Origin of the sequence: Edaphobacter modestus (genome assembly GCF_004217555.1) — a bacterium.
GTDB lineage: Bacteria > Acidobacteriota > Terriglobia > Terriglobales > Acidobacteriaceae > Edaphobacter > Edaphobacter modestus.
This window is the reverse complement of the sequence record NZ_SHKW01000001.1, coordinates 2,672,178-2,697,612: the sequence shown is the minus strand read 5'-3', so window position 1 is coordinate 2,697,612 and position 25,435 is coordinate 2,672,178. Positions and strand designations below refer to the sequence as shown.

At 59.9% G+C, this 25,435-nt stretch carries 32 protein-coding genes; 13 read left to right on the top strand and 19 right to left on the bottom strand.

The window, feature by feature from the left end; genetic code table 11:
- Nucleotides 1–2: 2 nt before the first annotated feature.
- The 3 genes from gcvH to gcvT form a co-directional block, all read right to left on the bottom strand.
- Nucleotides 3–392 (bottom strand): glycine cleavage system protein GcvH, encoded by a 390-nt coding sequence (gene gcvH, locus BDD14_RS11310; RefSeq protein ID WP_130418901.1) that lies wholly within the window; start codon nucleotides 390–392, stop codon nucleotides 3–5.
- 65 nt (nucleotides 393–457) lie between these two features.
- Nucleotides 458–748, bottom strand: a complete 291-nt coding sequence (locus BDD14_RS11305; protein WP_130418900.1) for a muconolactone Delta-isomerase family protein — start codon at nucleotides 746–748, stop codon at nucleotides 458–460.
- 47 nt (nucleotides 749–795) lie between these two features.
- The gene (gene gcvT, locus BDD14_RS11300; protein WP_423201750.1) at nucleotides 796–1,926 is read right to left on the bottom strand and encodes a glycine cleavage system aminomethyltransferase GcvT; all 1,131 of its coding nucleotides are present in this window, start codon (nucleotides 1,924–1,926) and stop codon (nucleotides 796–798) included.
- A 78-nt stretch (nucleotides 1,927–2,004) separates the two neighbouring features.
- Between gcvT and BDD14_RS11295 the strand changes: the two genes are divergently transcribed.
- Nucleotides 2,005–2,253 (top strand): hypothetical protein, encoded by a 249-nt coding sequence (locus BDD14_RS11295; protein ID WP_130418898.1) that lies wholly within the window; start codon nucleotides 2,005–2,007, stop codon nucleotides 2,251–2,253.
- Nucleotides 2,254–2,296: 43 nt separating this feature from the next.
- Nucleotides 2,297–2,707 carry a hypothetical protein gene (locus BDD14_RS11290; protein ID WP_130418897.1) on the top strand — a complete coding sequence of 137 codons (411 nt, stop codon included), beginning with the start codon at nucleotides 2,297–2,299 and terminating at the stop codon, nucleotides 2,705–2,707.
- A 20-nt stretch (nucleotides 2,708–2,727) separates the two neighbouring features.
- Here the strand turns inward: BDD14_RS11290 and BDD14_RS11285 are convergent, their stop codons facing one another.
- A complete protein-coding gene (locus BDD14_RS11285; protein ID WP_130422980.1) occupies nucleotides 2,728–4,371 on the bottom strand; it encodes an acyl-CoA mutase large subunit family protein in 1,644 nt (547 codons plus the stop codon).
- A gap of 53 nt (nucleotides 4,372–4,424) precedes the next feature.
- Between BDD14_RS11285 and BDD14_RS11280 the strand changes: the two genes are divergently transcribed.
- Nucleotides 4,425–4,952, top strand: a complete 528-nt coding sequence (locus BDD14_RS11280) for a DUF2199 domain-containing protein (protein ID WP_130418896.1) — start codon at nucleotides 4,425–4,427, stop codon at nucleotides 4,950–4,952.
- A gap of 351 nt (nucleotides 4,953–5,303) precedes the next feature.
- Here the strand turns inward: BDD14_RS11280 and BDD14_RS11275 are convergent, their stop codons facing one another.
- Entirely contained in the window at nucleotides 5,304–5,786 is a 483-nt protein-coding gene (locus BDD14_RS11275) for a hypothetical protein (RefSeq protein WP_130418895.1), read from the bottom strand.
- 112 nt (nucleotides 5,787–5,898) lie between these two features.
- On the opposite strand from BDD14_RS11275, the gene BDD14_RS31770 reads away from it, so the two are divergent.
- The 3 genes from BDD14_RS31770 (at nucleotide 5,899) to glgC (ending at nucleotide 8,007) form a co-directional block, all read left to right on the top strand.
- Entirely contained in the window at nucleotides 5,899–6,042 is a 144-nt protein-coding gene (locus BDD14_RS31770; protein WP_165419820.1) for a hypothetical protein, read from the top strand.
- Between the two features lie 216 nt (nucleotides 6,043–6,258).
- Nucleotides 6,259–6,552, top strand: a complete 294-nt coding sequence (locus BDD14_RS11270; protein ID WP_423201749.1) for a hypothetical protein — start codon at nucleotides 6,259–6,261, stop codon at nucleotides 6,550–6,552.
- A gap of 186 nt (nucleotides 6,553–6,738) precedes the next feature.
- A complete protein-coding gene (glgC, locus tag BDD14_RS11265) occupies nucleotides 6,739–8,007 on the top strand; it encodes a glucose-1-phosphate adenylyltransferase (protein WP_130418894.1) in 1,269 nt (422 codons plus the stop codon).
- A gap of 108 nt (nucleotides 8,008–8,115) precedes the next feature.
- On the opposite strand, the gene BDD14_RS11260 is transcribed toward glgC, so the two are convergent.
- Nucleotides 8,116–8,841, bottom strand: a complete 726-nt coding sequence (locus tag BDD14_RS11260) for a hypothetical protein (RefSeq protein ID WP_130418893.1) — start codon at nucleotides 8,839–8,841, stop codon at nucleotides 8,116–8,118.
- A 534-nt stretch (nucleotides 8,842–9,375) separates the two neighbouring features.
- Here BDD14_RS11260 and tatA point away from each other — a divergent pair.
- Complete coding sequence (gene tatA, locus BDD14_RS11255) at nucleotides 9,376–9,585, top strand: twin-arginine translocase TatA/TatE family subunit (protein WP_130418892.1); 210 nt, start codon at nucleotides 9,376–9,378, stop codon at nucleotides 9,583–9,585.
- 96 nt (nucleotides 9,586–9,681) lie between these two features.
- Nucleotides 9,682–9,966 (top strand): polyphosphate kinase 2 family protein, encoded by a 285-nt coding sequence (locus BDD14_RS11250; RefSeq protein ID WP_242617887.1) that lies wholly within the window; start codon nucleotides 9,682–9,684, stop codon nucleotides 9,964–9,966.
- On the opposite strand, the gene BDD14_RS11245 is transcribed toward BDD14_RS11250, so the two are convergent.
- The gene (locus tag BDD14_RS11245) at nucleotides 9,956–10,567 is read right to left on the bottom strand and encodes a TetR/AcrR family transcriptional regulator (protein WP_165420031.1); all 612 of its coding nucleotides are present in this window, start codon (nucleotides 10,565–10,567) and stop codon (nucleotides 9,956–9,958) included. The genes BDD14_RS11250 and BDD14_RS11245 overlap by 11 nt on opposite strands.
- Nucleotides 10,568–10,654: 87 nt before the next feature.
- Between BDD14_RS11245 and BDD14_RS11240 the strand changes: the two genes are divergently transcribed.
- Nucleotides 10,655–11,125 carry a DUF6640 family protein gene (locus tag BDD14_RS11240; protein WP_130418889.1) on the top strand — a complete coding sequence of 157 codons (471 nt, stop codon included), beginning with the start codon at nucleotides 10,655–10,657 and terminating at the stop codon, nucleotides 11,123–11,125.
- Nucleotides 11,126–11,202: 77 nt separating this feature from the next.
- A complete protein-coding gene (locus BDD14_RS31765) occupies nucleotides 11,203–11,358 on the top strand; it encodes a hypothetical protein (RefSeq protein ID WP_165420030.1) in 156 nt (51 codons plus the stop codon).
- A gap of 171 nt (nucleotides 11,359–11,529) precedes the next feature.
- Here BDD14_RS31765 and BDD14_RS11235 read toward each other — a convergent pair whose 3' ends face one another.
- Both BDD14_RS11235 and BDD14_RS11230 read right to left on the bottom strand, forming a co-directional pair.
- Nucleotides 11,530–12,402 (bottom strand): EamA family transporter, encoded by an 873-nt coding sequence (locus BDD14_RS11235; protein WP_130418888.1) that lies wholly within the window; start codon nucleotides 12,400–12,402, stop codon nucleotides 11,530–11,532.
- Between the two features lie 23 nt (nucleotides 12,403–12,425).
- Entirely contained in the window at nucleotides 12,426–13,724 is a 1,299-nt protein-coding gene (locus BDD14_RS11230) for a VWA domain-containing protein (protein ID WP_242617886.1), read from the bottom strand.
- Between the two features lie 249 nt (nucleotides 13,725–13,973).
- Between BDD14_RS11230 and BDD14_RS11225 the strand changes: the two genes are divergently transcribed.
- Entirely contained in the window at nucleotides 13,974–15,005 is a 1,032-nt protein-coding gene (locus tag BDD14_RS11225) for a VWA domain-containing protein (protein WP_130418887.1), read from the top strand.
- Here BDD14_RS11225 and BDD14_RS11220 read toward each other — a convergent pair.
- From BDD14_RS11220 to hisI, 10 genes are all read right to left on the bottom strand, one after another.
- Nucleotides 15,002–15,703 (bottom strand): 1-(5-phosphoribosyl)-5-[(5-phosphoribosylamino)methylideneamino]imidazole-4-carboxamide isomerase, encoded by a 702-nt coding sequence (locus BDD14_RS11220; RefSeq protein ID WP_130418886.1) that lies wholly within the window; start codon nucleotides 15,701–15,703, stop codon nucleotides 15,002–15,004. The genes BDD14_RS11225 and BDD14_RS11220 overlap by 4 nt on opposite strands.
- Before the next feature lie 41 nt (nucleotides 15,704–15,744).
- Nucleotides 15,745–16,524 (bottom strand): imidazole glycerol phosphate synthase subunit HisF, encoded by a 780-nt coding sequence (gene hisF, locus BDD14_RS11215; protein ID WP_130418885.1) that lies wholly within the window; start codon nucleotides 16,522–16,524, stop codon nucleotides 15,745–15,747.
- The gene (locus tag BDD14_RS11210) at nucleotides 16,518–16,811 is read right to left on the bottom strand and encodes a biotin/lipoyl-containing protein (protein WP_130418884.1); all 294 of its coding nucleotides are present in this window, start codon (nucleotides 16,809–16,811) and stop codon (nucleotides 16,518–16,520) included. The genes hisF and BDD14_RS11210 overlap by 7 nt, the downstream gene beginning before the upstream one ends.
- 2 nt (nucleotides 16,812–16,813) lie before the next feature.
- The gene (hisH, locus tag BDD14_RS11205) at nucleotides 16,814–17,422 is read right to left on the bottom strand and encodes an imidazole glycerol phosphate synthase subunit HisH (protein ID WP_130418883.1); all 609 of its coding nucleotides are present in this window, start codon (nucleotides 17,420–17,422) and stop codon (nucleotides 16,814–16,816) included.
- Nucleotides 17,419–17,718, bottom strand: coding sequence for a hypothetical protein (locus BDD14_RS11200; RefSeq protein WP_130418882.1), 300 nt, complete (start codon nucleotides 17,716–17,718; stop codon nucleotides 17,419–17,421). The genes hisH and BDD14_RS11200 overlap by 4 nt, the downstream gene beginning before the upstream one ends.
- Nucleotides 17,719–18,348: an imidazoleglycerol-phosphate dehydratase HisB gene (gene hisB / locus BDD14_RS11195; RefSeq protein ID WP_130418881.1), complete on the bottom strand. Its 630-nt coding sequence runs from the start codon at nucleotides 18,346–18,348 to the stop codon at nucleotides 17,719–17,721. It lies immediately after the preceding gene.
- Between the two features lie 6 nt (nucleotides 18,349–18,354).
- Complete coding sequence (gene hisC / locus BDD14_RS11190) at nucleotides 18,355–19,488, bottom strand: histidinol-phosphate transaminase (RefSeq protein WP_130418880.1); 1,134 nt, start codon at nucleotides 19,486–19,488, stop codon at nucleotides 18,355–18,357.
- Nucleotides 19,489–19,490: 2 nt separating this feature from the next.
- On the bottom strand, nucleotides 19,491–20,750 hold the full coding sequence (gene hisD, locus BDD14_RS11185) for a histidinol dehydrogenase (RefSeq protein ID WP_130418879.1): 1,260 nt from the start codon (nucleotides 20,748–20,750) through the stop codon (nucleotides 19,491–19,493).
- A gap of 86 nt (nucleotides 20,751–20,836) precedes the next feature.
- Complete coding sequence (gene hisG, locus BDD14_RS11180; RefSeq protein WP_130418878.1) at nucleotides 20,837–21,721, bottom strand: ATP phosphoribosyltransferase; 885 nt, start codon at nucleotides 21,719–21,721, stop codon at nucleotides 20,837–20,839.
- Complete coding sequence (hisI, locus tag BDD14_RS11175) at nucleotides 21,718–22,062, bottom strand: phosphoribosyl-AMP cyclohydrolase (protein ID WP_130418877.1); 345 nt, start codon at nucleotides 22,060–22,062, stop codon at nucleotides 21,718–21,720. Before hisI ends, hisG begins: the two co-directional genes overlap by 4 nt.
- A gap of 342 nt (nucleotides 22,063–22,404) precedes the next feature.
- Here hisI and BDD14_RS11170 point away from each other — a divergent pair, with 342 nt between their 5' ends.
- A complete protein-coding gene (locus BDD14_RS11170) occupies nucleotides 22,405–22,716 on the top strand; it encodes a ComEA family DNA-binding protein (RefSeq protein ID WP_130418876.1) in 312 nt (103 codons plus the stop codon).
- Nucleotides 22,717–22,781: 65 nt separating this feature from the next.
- Entirely contained in the window at nucleotides 22,782–25,406 is a 2,625-nt protein-coding gene (locus BDD14_RS11165; protein WP_130418875.1) for a SpoIIE family protein phosphatase, read from the top strand.
- The last annotated feature ends 29 nt before the right edge of the window (nucleotides 25,407–25,435 follow it).

The window sequence follows — 25,435 nt, the reverse complement described above, 5'->3', positions numbered from 1 at the left end:
TTCTAGTGTCCGGTCTCTTCGCTGACGAACTTCTCGTAGTCCGCGGCCGACAGAAGGCCATTCAGCTCCGCGGCGTCGCTCACGTCCACCTTCAGCATCCAGGTCGCGTTCGCATCCGCATTGATCTTCTCCGGAGCATCCTTCAGCGTCTCATTCACCTCGGTCACCGTTCCCGTTACCGGCGAATACAGGTCCGAAACCGCCTTCACAGACTCAACCGAGCCGAAGATCTTTCCGGCCTCAACCTTGTCGCCCACCTTGGGCAGATCGACAAAGACAATATCGCCCAGCGAGTTCTGGGCATAATCCGTAATGCCGACCAGGCCCTTGGCGCCGTCGACGCTAATCCACTCGTGTTCCTTCGTGTACTTGTAATCCGCAGGATAGGACATAGATGTTGGGAGTTCTCCTCTTTCATTGTAGTGGGTCCGGCGTGGAAAACAGGGCGGCGGTGGCTTCAGCGCGGCCCAAACCCCGGATATGGCTCCAGCTGGGTCACCAGCGGAAACCCGATCATTCCCAGCTTCCTCAAGGGAAGGCTCTCGATCGCGTCCTGAACCTCAGCCTCGTTCGCAGCTTCCAGAACCAGCACTGCGCCGGGCTTATCCTTCCGCCGCCACACGCTCCGCAGAACACCGGCAGCATACAACTCGCGAGCCCTCTGTCCCTCTGCTTCAATCAACTCAGGCTTCCACGCCTCGGCGGGAAATTTGTCCATAAACCGTTCCGTCAAAACAAGAAACTGCATCGCCTCTCCTTCGAGTCCTTTTCGCCAAAAATACAGCACTGCCGGCTTTACTTCTTCGGCCGCTTGTAGAACGGTGTCGGCACCACCTTCGCCTTCACCATCTGCCCGCGAATCTCCACGGCCACCTCTGTATCCAGCGCCGAGCTCTCCACCGGCACATACGCCAGAGCAATATTCTTCTTGAGATATGGCGCCGGCGACCCGCTCGTCACCTCGCCGATCCGCTTTCCATCCAGCGAAAACACCGGGTATCCATCCCGCCCGATCCCGCGCTCGATCATCTCCAGGCCCACCAGCTTCCTCTTCGGTCCGCCCTCTTCCTGGATCTTCACCAGCGCATCGCGCCCGACGAAATCGCCCTTGTCGAGCTTCGCATACCGTCCCAGCCCAGCCTCGAAGACATTGATCGTATCCGAGATCTCGTGTCCATAGAGCGCCATCGCTGCCTCCAGCCGCAGCGTATTCCGCGCTCCCAGCCCGCAGGACAAAATCCCGAACTCCTTGCCTGCCTCCAGTACCTCGTTCCACACCCTCGCGCTCGTAGGCTCATCCGACGGAATATAAATCTCAAACCCGTCCTCGCCCGTGTATCCCGTCCGGGCAATCATCACGTTGTACAGGCCGGAGACCTGCCCCCACGTAAACCAGTAGTTCTTGATCGTGCTCAGGTCCACCGGAGTGAGCTTCTGCAGCGTCTCCTGCGCCTTCGGCCCCTGGATCGCCAATTGCGTGTAATAGTCGCTGAAGTCGTTCACATGCACGCCCGGCATCGACCCGATCTGCGACCGCACCCACTGCACATCCTTCTCGCGCGTTCCCGCATTGATCACGATCAGGTAGTCGTTGTCCGAAAGCTTGTGCACCACCACGTCATCGACAAACGTCCCGTTCGGATACAGCATCGCCGAGTAGTGAGCCTGCCCCGCCTGCAGCTTCGAGGCATCGTTCATGCAAAGCTTCTGCACCGCCGCCAGCGATCCCGGCCCGCGCAGCTGAATATCGCCCATATGCGACACGTCGAAGACGCCCACCCCGGTCCGCACGGCCATGTGCTCGGCGGTCAGCCCGCAGCAGTCCACCGGCATATCCCAGCCGCCAAAGTCCACCATCTTCGCCTTCGCGGCGCGGTGTACAGAGTTCAGTGCAGTTTTGCGCAGGGGAGTTTGAAGTTCTGACAAGATCGTGCCCTCTGGAATCATCGTAGTTTGCGGACCCAGCATGGTCAATGAACAGGTGATTGCGCACATCAAGAAGCTATGGCATCGTTAATCGACCCTGACCAAGAAGAGGTTTCATTGAAACGCGATTGTCTGTCCCTTGTGTTTTCTGCTTTTGCCCTGGTTTTTCCTCTAACGTCGCCCGCCCAAAGCATTCCTGAGCCCATCCCTGGCGTACCGATCACCAATGGCAGCATTCCTTGGGTTCTCGATGTCTATCAGGGCAAGCAGCAACTGGTGCCGATTCACCATACCACTGTTGAGGTAAACAATCACAAGGGGCGCTAACGTTGCCGGTTCGCTTGCCGGAAGCGTCTTCTACAAGCCGAAGATGACAACCGAGATCGATGGGGCGCACGCCCGAGTAGCGCTTCACGCCGGCAAGCCCATCTTCTATGTGCATTTCATGGACGACCCCGGCGGAGATTCCTCCGATGCGTCCTTCGGCAATTGGGCTATCGTTCGCGCGAAGATCAACAAAGATCGCCGCGTTCTTGCCCAGGTAAATTTCACGCAACTTACCGGGAATGCAAAACGAAGTGATGCCCAGGTAGACGCTACCGTTGAAAAGGTCTCTGACGGATGGCTGAAAATCACTCCAAAAGAACCTCTGTCCGCAGGGGAATATGCGCTTCAGCCGGTTCCAAAAGTAGCGAATACTTTTTCAACGGTCGTTTTTGATTTCACTCTCGATCCCAACGCGCCGAACTCGCCGGAGGCCCGATCCGCGCCGACGCCGTAGATCCAAAGCCGGCAATCAAGCTACACCACCACCGACTCCCTGTACTCCCCAAACACCCCGCGCAGAACATCCGCAATCTCCCCCACAGTCGCGTAGCTCTCGACCGCGCTCACGATCCGCGGCATCAGGTTCTCGCCGCCTCTCGCGGCGTCTTCCACATCACGCAGCGCGGCCGAATGCACACCAGCATCACGCCTCGCTCGCAACTCCCGAACTCGCTCCACCTGCCTCTGCTCCAGTGCCTCATCGATCCTCTGGAGCGGAACCTTACCGTCTTCCTCGCTCGCAAACTCGTTCACACCCACGAGAATCGCGCTCTTTTCGTCCACGGCCTTTTGATACGCATAAGCCGCGTTCTGAATCTCACGCTGCACATACCCCTGCTCGATGGCGCGCAGCATCCCGTAATGGCCGCCCAGGTCGAATCTGGCGATCCTGGTCAGGTACTCCTCCGCCCGCGCCTCAATCTCATCCGTCAGCGTCTCCACAAAGTACGATCCCGCCAGAGGGTCCACCGTCTCGGCCACGCCGCTCTCATGCGCCAGAATCTGCTGCGTCCTCAGCGCAATCCTTGCCGCCTGCTCCGTCGGCAGCGCCAGCGCCTCGTCGAATCCGTTCGTATGCAGCGACTGCGTCCCTCCCAGCACCGCGGCCAGCGCCTGCACCGTCGTCCGCACAATGTTGTTCTCCGGCTGCTGCGCCGTCAGGGTCGATCCCGCCGTCTGCGTATGAAACCGCAGCATCCAGCTCCGCGGATTCTTTGCGCCAAACTGCTCCCGCATAATCCGCGCCCACATCCGTCGTGCCGCGCGAAACTTCGCGACCTCCTCCAGCAGATTGTTATGCGCGTTGAAGAAGAAGCTCAGCCTCGGGGCAAACTCATCCACGTCCATCCCGGCATCGATCGCAGCCTGCACATAGGTCATGCCATCAGCCAGCGTGAAGGCCACCTCCTGCACCGCCGTGCATCCCGCCTCCCGCATGTGGTATCCCGAGATCGAGATCGTATTCCACTCCGGAACCTCCTTCGCCGCCCACGCAAAGATGTCCGTCACCAGCCGCATCGCCTGCTTCACCGGATAGATATACGTTCCGCGGGCGATGTACTCCTTCAGAATGTCGTTCTGCACCGTCCCGTTCAGCTTCTTCACGTCGGCGCCCTGACGCCTGGCCACCGCGACATAAAGCGCCAGCAGAATCGGAGCCGTCGCGTTGATCGTCATCGAGGTCGAGATCGCATCCAGCCGGATCCCGTCAAACAGCCGCTCCATGTCCTCGATGGAATCGATTGCGACCCCAACCTTACCCACCTCGCCCAGAGCCATAGGGCTATCTGAGTCATACCCGATCTGCGTCGGCAGATCGAACGCTACACTCAGCCCTCCCTTGCCCTTTCCACCCCCCGCCCCCTGCGCCAGCAGAAACTTGTAACGCCGGTTCGATTCCTCCGCGTCACCCATCCCCGCATACTGCCGCATCGTCCACAGCCGGCCGCGATACATCGTCGGCTGGATTCCCCGCGTAAAGGGATACTCGCCGGGCCTGCCCAGCGCCTCGACAGAATCGAACTCCGCCATCCGCTCCGGGCCATAAACCTCATCCACAGGAATCCCCGAGCTCGTCTGGACGGCTTTTCGCGATAACTGAGAGGTCGTCTTCGACATGACGTTCAAGTGTACTAGCCTCCTCCGCGATTCTTTTATGGAAGAATGAACCCATGGCCGGAGAAGTTTTTGGAGGGTTTGCCTGCACCGTCTGCGGAGAGCGGCACGATGTTCTGCCGTTGAAGTACAGCCTCAAGGCTCCGCAGGCCATCATGGCCATCCCCCTGGAAGAGCGTGACGCGCGGGTCGTCATCACGCCGGACCAGTGCGTGATCGACGGCAGGGATTTCTACCTCCGCGGGCGCATCCTGGTGCCGGTCCACGGCCTCGATGCTCCCTTCGTCTGGGGAGTCTGGGCCGAGATCAGCCCCAGAAACTTCCTTCACGTCAACGATCTCTGGCACGTGGAGGGAAGAGAGCAGGAGCCGCCCTTTTCCGGCTGGCTCAACAACGACCTGTTTCTCTTCGGAAACACCATCAATCTCGAGATCGACGTGCACACGCAGCCTGTCGGGCACCGGCCACTGTTCACCATCTCCAATGCCCATCACCCCCTGGCCCTCCAGCAGCGCGACGGCATCAGCATCGAGAATATCCGCGACATCGCGGAGATGATTCTGCACCGGGGAGAAGCGGACTAGGGAACGAATCTGATATCTCTGCCCTGGAGATGTCATCCCAGTTATAGAGGTGTAATCCCCGTCTTAAAGAAGTCGTCCCTGCCATAGAGGGTGTCATCCTGAGCAAGGCCCAAGGGGCGAAGTCGAAGGACCTGTCGTAAAGGTGTCATCGCAGCCCCGGAGATGTCATCCGTGCCATAGAGGTGTCATCCCCGCCCTGAACAGGTCATCCATCCATAAAAGTGTCATCCTGAGCGGAGCCTCTCGCAGCCTCACCGCGAGAGGCGCAGTCGAAGGACCTGCGGTTTGCATGGTCCGCACCCCTGCCCGAAAATGCAAAAAGGCCCTCAGAAATCAGGATCCTTGCTTGTTCTAGCGCGCCCGTCCCCTGCGCCGTGCCCGCAGAAAGCTGCTGACGCAGAAGTACGAAAAGACAACCGCCATCACCGCCGCCATCAAAAAGTGGACGTGCGCATCGTGATTGCCGGCCCTCTCGATGAGGTCATGACGCAGCTTCCACGCGCCGCTGGCCGCATAGATCGCGAAGATTCCGAAGAAGACCCCGGTAAACTCAAGCCAGAGAACCCCGGACAATCGCACAAACGGCGACCACACGGCCTCGCCGAACCGTTTGCTCCCCCGGACGACTCCCCCTGTCGCTCGTGTCGCCTGGGTCGCGGCCTGTGCTACCTTCTGCGTGGGCGATGGGGCCGCCCCACCCCTCGGTCTCTGAACCTGGGGTTGTTGAGCCGTACCCGGGTTCGGTGCAGTAGCAGCGTCCACCGCCGTCACCAGCGACTTGGCGGCTGCCCGCGCTCCCACTCCCAATGCCCGGCCAAAGCGTACCGAATCCATATCGATGAGTGTAGCCGTTCGACCCCGCTCCGCAAAGACTCCCCTTCAGGATCAAACGCTCCGTCCTCTCCCTGCATCCAAGCCGGGAGAAACAACCCGGGAGGTGCTTTGTATGAGACGGATTTTCTGGATGATGGCGGGACTATGCGCTGCTGCCGTGGGAGTGGTTCTATGGGGTCCTAAGCGCTCGGTACCCGTTCAGGATCTCGCCCATCGCCTTGAAACTGCCTGGTCCGATCATCACACGGTCGTCTAATGCATTCCGCGACCGCAGTGGCGAACCGGTCAGCGCACGCCCCGGGAAATTCACAATTCCCGATGAATCACGGCTGATGCAATCCCGTTGCAGCGCGCTCGCGGATGGGCGTATCCTGTCCTCAAGTCGGTCCGCAGTACCCGCAATGCCGTTCCCGCCGATCTACTAACCGGGAATACCCGATGCGAGGTCAGACGTTTATCGAGCAGCCCGGAGGTGGCATTGAATCAGAAGGTTAAGAATCTCATCCAGAAGCTCGGCGAAGCCATCCATGAGACGGTCTCCGAGTCCGAAGACATCGCAGTCGTCGTCAAGGACATCCGCGAACAGGGATTCGATGTCCTGCTGATGCTTGAGGCCACCATCGGCCTCAATGAGGTCGAATCCGATGCCGAGGAAACCGCAGAGGCTTCTGCGGAAATCGAAGGACCCTTCACCAACAGCGACCTCAGCTTCCTCAAGTCGCTGCGGATCAGCGTCAACGAGTCCGGCGACGCGCCCGAAGCCTGACCCTCTATTTCGAGAGCGCCTGCTTCCCATCGGTAGCAGGCGCCCCTCCTTGCCGCTTCATCATCCTCTTACATCCAAAGCTGACCAGAGACATGGTAGACTCGCGTCTCCTCCCTGCACGTGGTTCCTGTTTTGTGCATCCCAACACAGAAGGTCCCCAAGGGACTTGCCTGAGGTCGCCGAAAGATGAAAGATACTCTTGGTGTTCTGCTTGCCGGTGGTGCCGGTGAACGTCTTTTTCCTCTCACTCGTGATCGCGCAAAGCCGGCCGTGCCCTTCGCCGGCCAGTACCGCATCATTGACATCACCCTTTCCAACTGCATCAACTCCGACCTCCGCCGGGTCTACATCCTCACCCAGTACAAGGCGCTCTCCCTCAACCGCCACATCCGCGAAGGTTGGGGTTCGGTAGTCGCCAACGAGCTCGGCGACTTCATCGAGATCCTTCCTCCCATGCAGCGCGTCTCCAAATCCTGGTATCAGGGAACCGCCGACGCCGTCTATCAGAACATCTACTCCATCGGCTCCGAGCAGCCCAAGTACGTCCTCATCCTCTCCGGCGATCACATCTACAAGATGAACTACGCTCTGATGCTTGAACAGCATTGCGAGACCGGGGCCGACGTCACCATCGCCACGCTGCCCATCAGCCCCGACGAGGTCGCCGCCTTCGGCGTCGTTGAGGTCGCCCGCAACGGAGAGGTCACCGGCTTCATCGAAAAGCCCCGCGAGACCAGCGTCCGTTCCCCCTTCACCCCCGACATGGTCGACGTCTCCATGGGCATCTATCTCTTCAACACCGACGTCCTGCTCCCCGAGCTCATCCGCGATGCGGACGACCCCAAATCCAAGCACGACTTCGGACATAACATTCTCCCCGACCTCCTCGGCCGTTATCGCGTGCAGGCCTACAACTTCGTTGACGAGAATAAGCAGAAGGCCCTCTTCTGGCGCGACGTCGGAACACTCGAGGCCTACTATGAAGCCAATATGGACGTCGCCGGCGTCAGCCCCATCTTCAACCTCTACGACAAATCCTGGCCCATGCGCACCCGCCCCTACCAGTACCCGCCCGCCAAGTTCGTCTTCGGCGAGCCCGGACGCACCGGCATGGCCATTAACTCCATCGTCTCGGGCGGCTCCATCGTCTCCGGAGCGGTCATCCGCAACTCCGTCCTCTCGCACGACGTCCGCGTCAACTCCTACGCCGACGTCGACTCCTCCGTCATCTTCTCTCACGTCAACATCGGCCGGCACTGCCGCATCCGCCAAGCCATCATCGACCGCGACGTCCACATCCCCGACGGAACCGTCATCGGATACGATCCCCAGGAAGACAAGAAGAACTACTTCGTTTCGGCCAGCGGCCTGACGGTCGTCACCCGCGACTACTCCGTCTACGAAAACCCCGTCTCTCCGATGTTCCTCCAGGGCAACGGAGGCACGGGAACCTAGCGGTTTCGGAGACACGAAGAGGCGCTCCCGGAGCTACGAAGCGCGTCTCCAGAAACACGAAGGCCGCGCCGGACGATCTCCTCCGGCGCGGCCTTTCTTACGTCCGTTTCAGCGCTTTCCGAACCGGTAGACCACACCGCCCGAGATCGCGAAAAACTGCCGCGTCTCCGTCCCGAAGTGCTCCAGGATCAGGTCCGGCGAAAGCCGGAACGCCATATTCTTGCTGTGATTCACATCGATACTTATGCCCAACGCCGCCATCGGCTTGGTCCGGTTCGTATACATTCCGAGGAGCGTCGGGTCGGCCGTGTAGTCGAACTTGCCATACATGGCTCCGGCGTAGGCATGGTAGTTCAGAGCGGCGTATTGGTTCTTTGGGCCGCGATACTGCGCTCCCAGCAGTCCTCCATTCAACGAGGCCAGCGCCCTGCCGTTGAAGGTAATGTTTGGCGTTACCGGCGTCGTTCCCCACTCGCCGCGCCACTCCCCGCCCAGACCCCACTTCGGCGTGAGCCAGTAGGTCATCAGCACCTCGGCCCCGCCCATGTTCATGCGCGTCGGCAGAGACTGTCCACCCTGGAAGTTCATAAAGTTGATGCCGCCATAAACCTCGTACTTGTTGTCGTAGGTGACCGGCGCGATAAATCCGATCTTCGGCTTCTGCTTGGTGGTCGCCTGCGGACTCACCAACTGGGCGTCCTGTGCAGCGCCGGACCCTGTCGCAACCGTTAGCAGAGCCGCGGCCAGCGCTCCCATCCATACGCGGCGGCCAAAACCGGACGCGCTCTTCGTTCCCTTGGGCAACACAAACTCCTGCGTCTTCTTCTCCAACATCTGCTCCTGCATTTAAGCTTACCCTTCCAAGATATAACGTCCGGCGCACCTCTGCCTTGCTTCGGTTCGATGGACGGGTCTTTTCCCTCCTCCCCATACACGCCGGAAACCGTCGCCAGGGCACTGCTTCCTCAGCGAACAGCGCCTGATCGTATCGACCTGGATGCCGCGAGCTCTTCTAAGAAATGTGGCACCGAACAAAAGTGGCCTCCGCAAAGTGCGACTCAAAAAGTGCCGCCAGCAAACCTGCCGCCAGGAAAATTGCGGCCAGGAAAATTGCCCAGGAAAGTGTCATCCTGAGCGGAGCCTCTCGCAGTCTCACCGCGAGAGGCGCAGTCGAAGGACCTGCGGTTCCCCAACTGCTGCCGAATGCAATCCCTCATTCCGGCAAAAGCCCGAATCTCCCAACCGGCGGATCTTTCCATCCGAAGGCTCTTCGCTCCACGCCAGCCACCCCACTCCTGTGCGACAATAACCCTACCGCCGCACATATCCATGCAAGGCAAGGCGCGGCGGCGCAAGAGGAGATATTCCATGGGCGAACTATTTACACCGACGCATCTCATCGTCCTCGCAGTCGTCGTGCTCGTGCTCTTCGGCGGCAAAAAACTGCCTGAGCTCGGCAAAGGACTCGGCGAGGGCCTTCGCGGCTTCAAGGACGGCATGAAGGGCGTTACCGAAGAGGCCAACAAGCCCGCCGACGCGCATACTGTTACGCCCAAGCCCGAAGAGACTGCCAAATAACGTTGAGGTTGCTCTACGAGGGAGATGGCCTCCGGGCCATGCCTTCCTTTCATCCCGCATCTAGCTCAGACGCAAAGCCTATGTCTGGCTCATCGGATGAAGCAGGCCCGGCGCCTCCAGTCCCGCATCGATGATCCTGAAAAGCACTGGAAGCTCTCAGTGAGCGACTTCCGCGAGCGCGAGTTCTGGCCTCAGTATGAAGAGGCCTACAACCACGTCATCGCAGCCACCAGCCGCAAGCACACTCCGTGGTTCGTCATTCCCTCCGACTACAAGTGGTACCGCAACGTCGCGATCTCCCGGATCCTCGTCGAAACCCCGAAGGGCCTCAAGCTCGCATACCCCAGGCCCAGCATCGATCCTGCCACGATCAGGCTCTAGGCGTAATCCGGATCGCTGATCCCACAAGACGCCGCTCATCCAGAGGTCCGCTCTCTCCCAGCAGTTCGCCGCAGAACGCATGGAAGAATACCGAGGCCATCAGGATCTGGCCCGCCATCCCAGCATCGACCTCTCCCGAAATCCTCCCCAGCGCCTTCTCCGCCTCAATGTACTCCGCAAGCGTGGCCACGCCTCTCTGCGGCCCTCTCTGCTGCCGTCTCATCGAGGCCTTGAAGCGATCCCGCAACTCCGGCTCTCCCGCCAGCGAACACAGCATCACCGTCACCCTCTGATGAAACTGTCTCAGCCCCTTCACCGCGGCAATCAGGTTCTCCTCCGGCGTCCCCTCCCCTTTCCTCTCCTTCAGCGCTTGCAAGGGAACCAGCAACTCCGGCAGACTCTCCTCGAGCACCGCCAGGATCAACTCCAGCCTATCCTTGAAGTGCACGTAGATCGCAGCCTCCGAGCAGGGAACACTCTCCGCGATCGCCCGCGTCGTCACCCCCGGCACGCCCCGCTCCCGCACCAACCTCTCCGTAGCCGCCACAATCTCGGCCTTGCGGCTGGGCCTCCCCCGCCTCCTCGGTGCTTCAGCCTCCATCCGGCATCTCCTGTTCTCCCGTCTTGCCTGACTTTTCATCCTCAGTATATAGTGAGCACTCGCTTACTAATTGAGGGGAGAAACTCCATGACCCTAAATCGATCCACTGTCGGCAAGCTTCTCCTCACCTTCATCCTCCTCGGCGGCTCTGGAATGTCCTTTCTGCTCGACTGGAGCCCCAATCACCTGCTCAACCCGCTGTGGCATCCCCATGCCCGGTATCACTCCGCCATCCTGCTCTTCCTCTTTGCGGGGGTCGCCGTCACCGCCACCTGGCTGCTCTGGCGCCGCTCCGCAGAGCCCCGCACAGGCGTCACCGCGGCGGCCCTCCTGTCGCTCGCCTATTGGACCCCCTTCTTCTACGTCCCGTTCCTTCTAGCGCCTGCCTCTTACTGGGCCGGAATCCCCGGTCACGAGCCTAGAATCCACGGCATCCTGGTCTATCCGAACCTCCTCGTCGTAGCAGTCCTCACCGCGCTCACCCTGCTGGGCTGGAGTATGGGAATCTCCTGTCAATCTCCAACCCGACCTATCTCAAACAAAACAAGCCGCATTTAAGTGCCGATTAGTTATCTGCCGATCCTTACAATAGAAGGTAGATAGAGGGAGAGACCTTCGCGTAGCAGCGGAACCGGGTGCCCATCTTCGCCACGGAACCGGTGCTCCATCTTCCCTTCGGCTTTATCGCGGATAGGGTGGGCATTCGAGCGAAGCTCGAATCGAATGAGGGTGTCATCAAGGGTGTCATCCTGAGCGGAGCGCAGCGCAGTCGAAGGATCTGCGGTTCGTAATCTGGCAGCGTCACGCGGGATTACATGGCAGATCTTTCTCTTAATGGCATATAAGCCGTTTGTTTTCTATATTTTTGCACTTAAACCCTTTGTCTTCAATATTTTGCAAATAAAACTCCGGATAAGCAAAACAAAATAAAAGGCTTACAAAAATATGGGGGGGGGGGGGCCTCAAAGCGTAATCATCACCACGGCCGCTGCCGCGACGACCATTCCGAAACCCTGCCGCCGCGTCGGACGCTCATGAAGCATCCACGCTGCCAGTAGAATCGTCGAAGCCGGATAAAGCGATGCCAGTACGGCCGCGACATCCAGCCTCCCGGCTCGCGTCGAAGCGATAAACAGCATATTGCCGGAGGTATCCAGTAGCGCCGTCGAAAGCGCCCACAGGACGGCCCTCCGGGGCAGCCATCCTCTCTCTTTCTCTGCGGTGAAGCTCATCGCTACAAGCATCAGGGAGCAAGTCGTCAGGCTTCCTATCCTGGCCGTCGCCATCGGCCACACCACGCCCGCAACGCCGGCAAACTTCAGCGCGGTAAAGTAGACTCCGAAGCCCGCACCAGAGAGGATCGCGAGCCACGTCGTCCCGCTCGAAACCGGCTTCGCCTCTGGATTGTCGCCGGCTGCGATGATCCAGATCGAAGCTCCGGCAACGAAGAAACCCACGATCCGCCGCCATCCCGGTGAGCCCTCTCCTGCAAGTGAGACCGCCGCCGGAATCGCCGCCGCCAGCAGCCCGCTGATCGCCGCCGAAACGCCCATCGCGCCTCGCGACAGGGCAACGTAGAAGCCCGTGAGGGAGAGTCCACCCATCACGCCCGCCAGCAGCCCCCACCAGAATGGGCCGCCGCGCGGAAACGGGTCTCCAGAGAGCGACGCCAGAACGACGAGGACGCAGAAGCTGGCCGCGTGGCTGGTCAGAACGACGCACAGCGCGCCACGCATCGTTCCGCCCGCGTTCTTGGCTCCCATGCCGCCCGAGAAGTCGCCGCCGCCCCATAAAACGGCAGCAGCCAGCGCCAGCATTGCGTTCGCTTCGAGCATCGTCTCCGCTGGCGCGTGCCGGTTTATCGGTTCGGACTGATCACGTTCGTGGGACCCGAATCGCTCGCCAAAGGGATGTAACCCTTCTTGGCAATCACCGTCAGGTTAGGCCGCAGCACGCGCACGTCGATCGAACGGTACTTGCCGTCGATAAACGGCTGATGCGTGTAGTAGCCAATCATGTATTGAGTGCGGACCTCTGCGAAGATTTTCTGGAAGCTTTCTTCAATGCCACGCTGACGGAACTCGGCATCAAGATTCCCGCCGGTCTCGCTGGTGTAAACAGGAAGAATGTTGTCCCGCATCGTCAACGGCAGGTGAATCTTGTCCAGGAAGCCGACCACCGGAAGGGCGGAGTCGCCGACCAGCGTTCCATAGACGGCGATCTTGTTGGTCTGCAGGTAGCGGATCACTTCCTTGGTCTTCGCCTTGCTGCCGTACTCCTTGCCGTCGCTGATCACATAGATCACGCGGCGACGATCCCTTCCGCGGGTGGGCATGGACTTCGCGGCCTCGAGGATCGCGTCGTTGAGGGTGTGAACTTCCTTCGGAACCTTCAGCTCCATCGCCTGGCTGTTGCGGATCGGCGCTGTGTTCGGATCGAAATTGCGCCCGTTAAGCGTCGTCGTCTGGGCCAGCGGTCCGCCCATGTTCATGTAGACCTCGCGGCCCGTGCTCTTGGAGTTGTTCAGAGCGAACTCGAGGCGCGCGCTGTTCGCGGCGGTGAAGTCGGTGCGCCGCTGCGGACCGTTGTTGTAGGTGTAAACCGCCACCTCGTCGTAGGGCGCAAAGGCTCCCTGCAGCGCGGCAAGCGAATTGTTCACCTTCGCCATGTTGTCGGGAGTCAGGCTCTGGTCGATCACGATGGCGACCGAAAGCGGAAACGGATCGACGGTATACAGGCTGATGTGCTGCGGGAGATTGTTCTCGTAAATTCGTACCTCGCGCCACAAAATGCCGGGAACCGGCCGCTGCTTGTTGTCCTTGACCGTGAACGGAACTTCGACAAAATTTGTGCGCACAACCAGCTTGAACGCATCCGGCCCCTGCCCGGACGCGGGAAGCTCCGGCGGCGGACCGTCGTCGGGCCTCTGCTGGCCAGCGGCCGAAGATGGCAGGCTGGAGGGAGGAGCCTGTGGATCGGTTTGAGGCCGATCGTTGGCCGCGTCCGGCGTCGTTCCCATGCCAGGCCGAACGGTGTTGAGTGCTGGCAGACCGACCTGCGGACGTGGCGCATCCGGAATCTGCTGCGCCGCCGAGGCCTCCTCGGTCGTCTTCTGTGCCTGCTGTCCCAGCGTCATGAACGCCAGAACTCCCGCCAATAAGCTTTCCCTGACCACTCAAACCCCCATACGCCTTCCACCCAGACCTTCTGGCACTGAATTGGCTAGTAACTACCAGAATACCAGCGACAGGATAAGGAGGCTATCACAATGACTGCAGCCCCCGCCCTCCTTGTAGGACGCAACCACCTAGTTTGACGTTGCGCCTGGTCCATCCGTATCTGTCTCCGGGCGGTGCTATCATTTTTTTCGCTGACCCGGCGGCTGCTTGGTTCGTCTAATAAACTCATGCGATCCTCTCTGTGTGCCTCTGTCGCCCTGTCGGTCCTGTTTGCCGGTCTCACTTCCGCTCTGCGCGCGCAGGAGGCCCCTTCGCCGGGAGGCCCGCCGCCATCCAGCTCCGCGCCTGGAGAGCAGCCGACCGACATCGGCGATACCCAGACCCTGAAAGTGAACGTAAACCTGGTCAACGTCTACTTCTCGGTCCGCGATAAGAACGGGTACATCACCAACCTTCACAAGGACGACTGTGAGATCTCCGAGGACAAGATTCTGCAGAAGACCAAAAACTTCACCCAGGAGAAGAATCTTCCCCTGACGATTGGAATTCTGCTCGACACCAGTGGCAGCCAGCAGAACGTTCTGCCTATGGAGCAGGAGGCCGGCGCGGAGTTCCTCAGAGACGTCCTGACTCCGAAGGATGAGGCCTTCCTGATCTCCTTCGACATCAATGTCGATCTGCTGGCCGATTACACCAACTCTCCGAGTCAGCTAAGGCGCGCCCTGGAGAAGGCGAGCATCAACACCGGAGCCGGAACCGGCTCCGTGACGGGAAACAGTACACCCCGTGGGACGCTTCTCTATGACGCGGTCTACCTCGCCTCCCACGACAAGCTTCGCCAGGAGGCCGGTCGCAAGGTGCTTGTGATCCTGACCGACGGCGCCGATCAGGGCTCGCAGGAGACGCTGAAGTCGTCGATCGAGGCGGCGCAAAAGTCGAACGCAATCATCTACGTCATTCTGATCGCGGATCGTGGCTTTTACGGAAGCTTCGGCTACACCGGCGCAGGCGACATGGATCGCCTGGCGCGCGAGACCGGCGGTCGCCTGCTCAACGTGGGAAGCAATGGAAAGAAGCTGCAGGAAGCCTTCAGCCAGATTCAGGACGAGCTGCGTACCCAGTATCTTGCCAGCTACACGCCAACAAATCTGAAGGCCGATGGAAGCTTCCGCACGTTGAGCATCAGTTGCGGCAAGGACACCAAGGTTCAGGCGCGCAAGGGTTATTACGCTCTGCCTGACAGCCCGGACAATAATTAAGCTTCCATCGCGCCGGAATAGATAGCCATTCCCGCCACGGCGTCCACGCCCATTGCATCGAGTGCGTCGACCTCGGCGCGTTCCTTGATGCCTCCGGCGACGATAAGCTGCTTCGCTGTCGTCGCCCGCAGGATGGCCGCAACGTCGATGGGAAAGCCCATCATCGTGCCCTCGGTGTCGACGTGCGTATAGAGGAACGCCGCGCAGTAATCCTCAAGCCACGTGACCGCTTCTTCGGGGGTGAGCGCGACATTTTCCTTCCACCCGCGCACGGCGACCTGTCCGCCCTTGGTGTCGACAGAGAAGACGAGCTGCTCTTCGCCGAGCGCATCGCGCAGCTTCGCGGCGAAGTCGAGGTTGATCAACGGATGTCGCTTGCGGTCGGCGTCGTTGTCACCGCCAAAGAGGGAGGAGCCATAGATCACGCGTTTTGCTCCGAGATCGAGCATGCGCTTGCCATCTTCGGCCGTGCGAAGGCCGCCGCCGACCTGACAGGGAAGCTTCGAGGTGAACTGCAAGATCAGGTCCGCGTTCGACCCCTGGCGCATCGCGGCGTCAAGGTCGATCAACTGCACCAGCGGGTATTTGCTGAAACGTTCGATCCAGTAGTCGAAGTCGTCGAAGGCCAGTTTGAGTTTTTCGCCTTGAACAAGCTGGACGATGCGGCCGCCCATGAGGTCGATGGATGGAATGAGCAATGCGTTCTCCTAGAGAAAATCAGCAGCGTAGCTGGAAAGAATTAACAGGGAAGGCGTACAGGGACGCCTGCGCGGGCAAGCTCGGCTTTGAGCTCGCGGGAGTCGGTGACGCCGAAGTGGAAGATGCTGGCGGCGAGTGCGGCGTCGGCCTTGCCGCGCGAGAAGACCTCGGAGAAGTGAGCGGCGGAGCCTGCGCCACCGGAGGCGATGACCGGAATCTGCACAGCCTCGGAGACGCGCGCGGTGAGTTCGCAATCGAAGCCCGAGCGCATGCCATCGGTGTTCATGCTGGTGAGCAGGATCTCGCCGGCGCCGCGCTGTTCGGCCTCGCGAGCCCACTCGACGACCTTGCGGCCTGTGGGCTTGCGGCCTCCGGCGACGTAGACCTCGGCGTCGCCGACGGGGTCTGCGGAATTGGCTGCACGACGGGCGTCGATGGCGACGATGACCGCTTGCGCGCCAAAACTCGAGCCGATCTCGCCGATGAGTTCGGGGCGCGCGATGGCAGAGGAGTTGATGCTGACCTTGTCCGCGCCCGCGTCGAAGACCGCGGCGGCGTCTTCGGCAGAACGGATGCCACCACCGACGGTGAAGGGAACGAAGAGCGTCGCTGCTGTGCGCTTTACCGTATCGAGCAGCGTGCCGCGTCCTTCATGAGTGGCGGTGATGTCGAGCAGGACGATCTCGTCGGCGCCGGCGGCGGCGTGACGATGCGCGAGCTCAGCGGGATCTCCGGCGTCGATGATGTCGACGAACTGGACGCCCTTGACTACGCGCCCGTCTCGGACATCAAGACAGGCGATAATGCGTTTCGTCAGCATGGATTGATCCTTACGGGAGTGGCATCGGAGACAAGCTGCTCAGAGCCTTCGGCGACGATGCGGGCGATGGTTTCGTCTGCGTCAAGCGGGTCGCCGCTGGCGGCGAACCACTCGACCAATAGCCCCTGCAGTGGCGCACGAAGATGGAACTCACTCTTGCCGTCGGAGAGGATGGCGATGTTCTGCCCAGTGCCAACGAGCGTCCCGGCAGGAACGAGCTGCTGGGCGAGCTTGTAAGAGGGTTGCGGCGATTCTTCGGCGAGCATCACTTCATAAACGAAAGGCATTTCTATAGCTCCACGAAGTTCTTTAGAATTTGTAGGCCGACACTGCTGGACTTCTCGGGATGAAACTGTACGCCCATCACGTTGTCGCGTTCTACGGCCGCAGTGAAAGGACCGCCGTAACTGCTTGTGGCAGCTGTGTCTGCACCTACAGGCGCACGCCAGGAGTGCGTGTAGTAGACGAAGCCGCCGTTCTCGACTCCGCGTAGAAGGCGTGAATCTTTGCGGATGTCTTCGAGGGAGTTCCAACCGACGTGCGGAGACTTCAGATCGGCCTTGTTGTAGGTCGCGGGGAAGCGCTCGCACTTCGACGAGAAGTGGCAGAGGCCGTCGGTGCTCTCAGCCTCAGTCGAGCCTTCGTAGAGCCATTGCAGGCCGACACAGATGCCGAGAAAGGGAACACCGCGAGCGATGGCCTCGCGCGTGGCCACGGTGAGCTGGAGGTCGTGCAGGAGCTGTGTCGCCTGGAAGTGTCCGACGCCGGGGAGGACGATCTTGCTTGCTTTGCGCACATCGTCGGGCGATTGCGTGACGTGTGTTTCGGCACCGAGATAGTGCAGCGCCTTGAGGACGCTGGTGAGGTTGCCCGCTTTGTAGTCGATGACTTCGATCATGGGCGATGTCCTCCGCGGTTGAAGTCTCTTATAAGAGCGGTGATGAACTGAGTTATCAAGAACGCAAGTGAAAGCGCACAGATAACAAGTCCCACAGTGGAAACCGTACCTGTTCGGTAATAAAGAAAAAGCACACCTGCAAAGACCATAAGAGCAACAGAAATGAGACTAAATACCCAGAAGACTCGTTCGTCAAAGAAACCAAAATCAACAAGCAACACTTGATATGCGATTAGCGCTATTCCACAGATTAGCGCTAGCCATGCAAAAGTTTTTTGCTTGGTGAAGGTTTCCACCTAAAGCAGTCCCTTGGTGCTTGGGAGAATCTCTGCCATGCGCTCATCGCGACTGCAAGCTCCGCGCAACGCGCGTGCGAAGGCTTTGAAGATGGCTTCGATCTTGTGGTGGTTGCTGCGCCCGTACATCGTCTTGACGTGCACGTTCGCCTTGGCTCCGCGGGCGAAGCCGTCGAAGAAGTCGGCGAGAAGCTCGGACTGGAAGTCTCCGACGAGACGGACCTTTACCTTGTCATCGACCACATAGGCGACGCGGCCGGAGAGGTCGACGGCGGCGACGGCGAGTGTCTCGTCCATCGCCATGACGAAGTAGCCTGCGCGCAGGATGCCCTTCTTGTCGCCGAGCGCCTTGTTGAAGGCTTCGCCAAGTGCGATGCCTACGTCTTCGACGGTGTGGTGCTGGTCGACGTCGAGGTCTCCGGTGCAGGTGAGCGTGAGGTCGAAGCCGCCGTGGCGGGTGAAGAGCTCGAGCATGTGATCGAAGAAGCGGATGCCGGTCGACACCTTATAGACGCCGGTGCCGTCGATGTTGAGTTTCAGTGCGATCTGCGTTTCGGTGGTGTCGCGCTTGATGGTCGCAGTTCGTAACTTCCCGCTCGTCGTGGTTCTTGTCTTCTTGCTGGCCGCCATCTTGTTTTAGAGCTCCTGTCCTGCTTTGGATTCTGTGAGGCTGAAACCATAGATAGGCTTCCAGCCGATCTCTTCGAGCGATGCCTTGAGGGCTTCGAGGCCGCGCGTGACGTGATCCGCGACTCCAATGGTGATGCGGACGTAGCCGTCGCAGCCGGGGTCAGCCGAGCGGTCGCGCAGCAGTACACCGCGGCCTCGCATGGCGGTGACCAGTTCTTTGTGGAGCGGGCCGATCTTCATCAGTACGAAGTTGGCCGCGCTGGGGAAGTAGTGCACGCCGAGCTCGTCGAGGCCGCCCATCATTCGCTCACGGCCGATGCGAATCTGCTCGACGTACCAGGCGATGTAGGCATCGTCGTCGATGGCTGCGATGAGGCAGTCGAGTGCGACTCCGTTGACGTTGTAGGGCGAGCTAACCTTGCGCAGATACGTTATCAGCTCCGGGCTCGTGGCGAGCATTCCGATGCGAAGATTCGCGAGACCGTAGGCCTTCGAGAAGGTGCGGGCGACGATGAGGTTGGGTGTGGTGGCGAGGTCGCCGAGGACGGTTTCGCCGTGGAAGTGGAAGTATGCCTCATCGACCAGCAGCACGGCGTGAGGAGCGGCGTTGGCGATGGCGAGAAGCTCGGCGCGGCTTGCCGTGGCCCCGGTGGGGTTATTGGGAGACGCAACGATGATGAGCTTGGTTCGCTCATTGATGGCAGCGAGGAAGCGCTCGAAGGGAAACTGCAACGTCTCGTCGGCCTGTACCTTGACGAGGCCGCTCGTCATCATGGCGATGCTGACGTCGTACATGAAGAACGAGGGAGTCGCGATGAGGGCTTCGTCGTCAGCTTCGAGGAAGGCGCAACAGATCAGGTGAATCGCCTCGTCGACGCCGTTGGTGAGAAGAACCTGTGCGGGGTCGAGACCGAGGTGTGCGGCGACCTTGCCTTCCGCGGGTGCGCGCTCGGGATACTTGGTGAGGCCCTCGGCGGTGATCTGCTTAAGCCGGTCGAGCACGAGCGGCGAAGGGGCGAGCGTGTTCTCGTTGAAGTCGAGACGAAGGGCATCGCGACCTGCGAGCGGAGGGTGATACTCCGGCATCTCCAGAACGGCCCGGCGTGGCTGTACGGTTGCGACCTTGGTGACTACGCTCATGGTTATCTCATCCTTACGCGAACACTTTCGGCATGGCCGGTTAGTCCTTCAGCGGTGGCGAGTGCGATAGCATGTGGACCCAGTTTGCCGAGGCCCTTGCGAGTGTACTCCTGCACGGTAATGATCTTGACGTAGTCGAGAACGCTCAAGCCCCCGCGAACGCGGCCAACACGGCCCGTGGGGAGAACGTGGTTGGGACCGGAGATGTAGTCTCCCATGGATTGCGGGGCATAGTCGCCGACGAAGACGCTGCCTGCGTTCGAGACCCACCTAAGGTCGACGGTGGAATCGACAGTCAGGTGCTCGGGAGCGAGACGGTTGGTGAGTTCTCTTGCTTCGGTAACGGATTCCGTTACAAAGATTGCACCCTGCGCCGCGAGCGACTGGCGGGCAATTTTGTTTCCGCGTGCCTGCCCTTTGACTTCGGCTGCTACTTCCTTTGCGAGGGCTTCGTTGCTGGTGATCAGGACCGCGAGCGTCTCGGGGTCGTGCTCAGCCTGAGCTACCAGGTCGGCGGCGATGCCTGCAGCATTGCCGCGCTCGCTGGTGACGACGATCTCGGTGGGGCCGGCGGGCATATCGATGCCGCATTCGGAGGAGACGAGGGTTTTGGCGGCGGTGACGAAGAGATTGCCGGGGCCGACGATTTTGTTAACGGGCTCGATCGTCTGCGTGCCATAGGCGAGAGCCGCGATGGCCTGGGCTCCGCCGACGCGGTAGAACTCGGAGACGCCTGCGAGCCATGCGGCGGCAAGGGTTTCACGCGCGGGCTTGGGGGAGCAGACGACGATGCGCTCGACGCCTGCGACCTGCGCGGGGGTTACCGTCATCAGCAGGGTGGAAGGAAGCGGGTAGCGGCCTCCGGGGACGTAGCAGCCGACGCTTCCGAGTGGGCGGACGAGCTGGCCGGTCTTGACGCCGTCGGTCGCCGAGATGCTCCACTCCTTGGGATGCTGAGCTTCGGCAAAGGCGAGGATATTGCCGCGCGCGATCATCATCGCGGCCTGCAGCTCGGGTGCTGTGGACTCCCATGCTGCCTGCATCTCTTCGCGAGTGACTCGAAGGGACTGGTTCTTTGCGAGACTGTCAAACTTCGCGGCGTATTTCTTCAGAGATGCATCGCCGCCTTTGCGAATGTCCGCAAGGATGCGGCGGACGATGGGCTCGACCTTTGCCGTGTTGACTGCACCGCGCCGCTCGATCGAGGCGAGAAGAGCGGCGGCAGCCTTTGCAGTTCGACCGTATGTCTTTACCAGCTTCATCTACCAGGACTCCAGAGGGTTCAGCTTTTTCGTCGCCAGCTTCTAGCTTTCGTTAGAAGGCTAAGAGCCAGAAGCTGACGGCTGTTTTATAGAACGACCTTGCTGAGCGGATACTCGACGATGCCGGTGGCACCCACCGCTTTGAGCTTTGGGATGACCTCGCGAACTTCTGTCTCATCGAGAATCGTGTTGAGCGCGACCCATTCGGCATCACTGAGCTGGGATACGGTAGGCGAGTTGAGAGCAGGCAGCACACCGATTACTTCACGCAGATCAGCCTTGCGAGCGTTGAGCATCAAGCCCACGCGACCCTGAGCGGCGATGGCAGCGTTGAGCATCAGCGAGATGTTGTTGATCTTTCCGCGCTTCCACTCGTCCTTGTAAGCGGTCTTGTTGGCGATCAGCTGTGTCTCGCTCTCCATCAGGGTTTCGATGATGCGCAGGCGATTGGCGCGCAGCGAGCTTCCGGTCTCGGTTACTTCGACGATGGCGTCGGCGAGCGTGGGAGGCTTGACCTCGGTGGCGCCCCAGCTGAACTCGACCGTGACGGGGATGTTTTTTGAGGCGAAGTAGCGCTTGGTGAACTCGACCAGCTCGGTGGCGATGATCTTTCCGGCGAGGTCCTCCGGCTTCTGGAAGGGGGAGTCCTCGGGAACGGCGAGCACCCACTTCACCTTCTGGCGGCTTTGCTTGGAGTAGGTGAGGCTGGTGACGTATTCGACATCGTGCTGGTTCTCCAGCACCCAATCGTTTCCGGTGAGGCCGGCATCCAGCGCGCCATGCTCGACGTAACGAGCCATCTCCTGCGCGCGGACGAGCATGCACTCGATCTCGGTGTCGTCGATGCCGGGAAAGTAGCTTCGGCCACTGGCAAAGATCTGCCATCCTGCACGTTGAAACAACGCGATGGTTGCGTCCTGCAAGCTGCCCTTGGGGATTCCGAGCTTCAGCTTCTTCTGCGCGTCACTCATTCCTTCGTCTCCGTTTCGATCTTTTTGGTGAAGCAGCTCACGGTGCCCTCGTGGCAGACCAGGCCGTCGCCTTCGACCTGGACGCGGAAGAGCAGAGCATCGTTGTCGCAGTCGGTGGAGGCCTCGACGACGCGGAGGCGGTTCCCGCTGGTCTCGCCCTTCATCCACAGCTTGCTGCGGGTGCGACTCCAGAAGGTGACGAAGCCTGTCTCCAGTGTCTTCTGATAGCTGGTTTCGTTGAGGAAGCCGAGCATGAGCATCTCGCCGGTCTTCCAATCCTGTACGATGCCTGGCACCAGGCCGTCCATCTTGGCAAAGTCGATCTTTACTGCATCTGCCATCTCAAATCCCCCGTTTGTTCGTTGACACAAGAAAAGGCCCGCTCGCGGAGTGCGCGTTGGCGGGCCTTTCAGAATCCTGTGGTCTCGAGCTTCGTTACTTCGCCACACCGGACATAGCCGCCAACACGCTCTGCGCATGATGATGGTGATGATGCCCGTGGTGGAGGTTCAGCGAACGCATCGCTAGTTCAGAGTAGCGTTGGCGCCCGGGGAAGTCAACCTGCGCACGACCCGTTGCCAGACAGTATGGGCGCGAAGAAACTCTCCATTGACCGTCCCCCTTGACTCTCGTACCCTTCCGGTGAACCCTCTGTCATTTTTTTCAAGGAGTTGCAATCCTCTATGCGAATCTTTCGAAGCTCCTTTCTGGCCGTCGCTCTTTCGCTGATGCTTCCGCTTTCGATGCCTGCGCAGATGGCATCATCGACGAAGCCTGCTGCTGCCGCTGCAGCAGCGACCGACAAGATCGACATCAATAGCGCAACGCCCGACCAAATGAAGGCGATTCCGGGAATCGGAGATGCCTATGCCAAGCGCATTGTCGACGGCAGACCCTACACGGCAAAGAATCAGCTTGTCTCCCGCGGGATTCTACCGCAGGGAGTGTATGACAAGATCAAGGATCAAGTGATAGCCACCAAGCCGAAGAAATAATGACGGTGGGCTTCTCTTGCGGAAGGGGATGAAAGGGATGGCTGCATGCAGCCATCCTTCTTCTTATGCTGCAGCGATCTGCACGGTTTCAATACGTTCTTCTGGCTCTGGTGGCGCTGATTGCGCTCACCCACCTCGTTTTGGGCGCGAGGCGTAATTTCAGTTCGCAGGCCCATGGAATGGACTTTGCTCGTCCACCTTTTCAGGGTGGCCGCCAGGGAGCAGCGATCAACGAAGTTACTCCCGAGGCGCAGGCCGCGGGATTGAGAACACGAGATACGGTTCTCACAATTAATGGCCATCCCTATCTCAGTGGCAGCGTGTTGATGAATGAGGTGCGACGCAGTCGGCCGGGGGAACCGCTTGCTGTCAGTTTCCGACGTCCCGGCAAGAGCGATGTTCGCACCGCGACGGTGTTATTGAAGCCCATTCATCCGGGATCCCGACCCCTCTGGTCATGGGTGGTGCTGACTGTTATCGCGGCCCTTTCCTACTTCTGCTTATTGACGGGGCTGTATGTTGTGTTTGCGCGGCCGCGAAATCCGCACGCCTGGCTCATTCTGGGTATTCTCGGGAGTTTCAACTCACTTTTTGTCGCAACGTCCTCGCTGTCCGGTCCGCTGGCGCCGGTAGCCGTCTTCTGGTCGGCGTTGTCGCAGACCGCGATGCCGCTTTGCCTGATGGCGTTCGGGATCTACTTCCCGGAACGTTCCATCATCGATATGCGTTATCCGTGGATCAAGTGGATCTTCGTGGTTCCGACCCTTCTGTTGTTTCCGATGGATCTGCTTGGAGAATTTGGGAATCTCTATGACTTTTCGCTCTCGAACTGGTTGGTTCCTTATTCGATCAGCCTCAATACGATTGAGGCCATCTTCAGCATTCTGGCGATCTCATACTTTTTCGTCTGCCTGTTTCCCAAGATCCGCACCGCGACCGGAGATGCTCGCCGCCGGTTGCGCATTCTCTACTTCGGAAGCACTGTCGGCCTGATCCCGTTTTTTGTTCTTGTCGTCATCTCGGTGATTCGAAAGACAGACATCGGACAGGGAATACCGCAGTGGATTGTGCTGACCATTGTCGGGATACTGTTTCTCTTTCCGCTGACCCTGGCTTATGTCGTTATCGTCCAGAGGGCGATGGACGTCAGCATTCTGATTCGACAGGGTACTAAGTATGCGTTTGCGCGGCGTTCTATTGCGGTCTTGGCGGCCTTGCTGGGACTATGGATGGCATTCGCGCTCCGCGATTATTTTGCGACCGAATCCGGAGAGAATCGCACCGCCGATGTCATCAAGATATTCGGCATCCTCCTTCTGTTTTTCGCATTTCGCATTCTGTTGTCGAAGCGCCTCCAGCAGCGGATCGATCAGAGATTCTTTCGCGAGGCTTACTCTGCCGAGCAGATATTGTCGGAGCTGTCAGAAGAGGCTCGTAACTTCACAGAGGTTAATCCTCTGCTAACCGCCATCACGCAAAGAATCGGCGATACGCTGCACGTCGAGCGGATAGCGGTCTTTTTGCGCGCGGGAGACAGCTATCGGTTGCAGTTCGCGACTGGAATGCCAGCAACGCCGATGATGTCACCCCAATTCGGCTCGCTGGCGCTGGCGGCAAGCTCGGCGACGATCACAAATCTCGCGCGCGGACCAGCCCCGGCCCCGGTGTACCGCGACGATCCGTCGAGCTGGCTGGTGGATGCGACAGAGGCGGAGCGCAACGCGTTGAACGACCTTTCCACGGAGCTGCTGGTTCCGCTGCCTGGTCGCAACCGGCTGGCGGGTGTGATCGCGCTTGGACCGAAGCGCTCCGAAGAGCCTTACTCGCGCACCGATCGACAGCTGTTGCAATCGGTTGCGACGCAGGCGGGGCTGGCTCTTGAAAACGCGGAGCTCTTCGAGAATCTTTCCACCGAGATTGCGCAGCGGGAGCGTGTCTCGCGCGAGATTGAGATTGCACGCGAGGTGCAGGAGCGGCTGTTTCCGCAAAGCTGCCCGGATGTAGACGGAATCGATCTCGCAGGTTATTGCCGTCCGGCCCAGGTGGTGGGAGGCGACTACTATGATTACTTCGTTTTACCGGCCAGCGATTCGGTGTGCGGCACGCGGCTTGCGCTTGCGCTGGGAGATATCTCGGGCAAGGGAATCTCGGCCGCGCTGCTGATGGCGAGCCTGCGTGCGAGTCTGCGCAGCGCAGCTCAGTTGCAGGGCGGCGATCTGGCTGCGTTGATGGAGCACGTCAATCGGCTGGTTTACGACTCCTCAACGGCGAATCGCTATGCCACATTCTTTTATGCCGAGTTCGATCCCTGTACGCGGATGCTGTCTTATGTGAATGCGGGCCACAATCCTCCCATCCTTCTTCGCGGCGATCAAAACATTTTGCTTGAGGCGACCGGCACGGTCATCGGACTTCTGCCTGAAGTTTCCTACGCTGAAGCGAGCCTGTTGCTACATCCCGGTGATGTCCTGATCACCTTTACGGATGGAGTTTCAGAGGCGATGGATGCAGAGGAAAGAGAATGGGGAGAAGACCACATGATTGCTGCCGTCCGGACGCTGTTGGATCGGCCTGAGTGCACTGCCACGGCGCAACAGCTGATCGATTGTGTGCTGGAGGCAGCCGATCGCTTTACGGCCGGTGCGCCCCAGCATGACGATATGACCTTGCTGGTCGCAAGGATTCGTTAGGATCCATGAGCGGCTGGAGATCCGGAGTG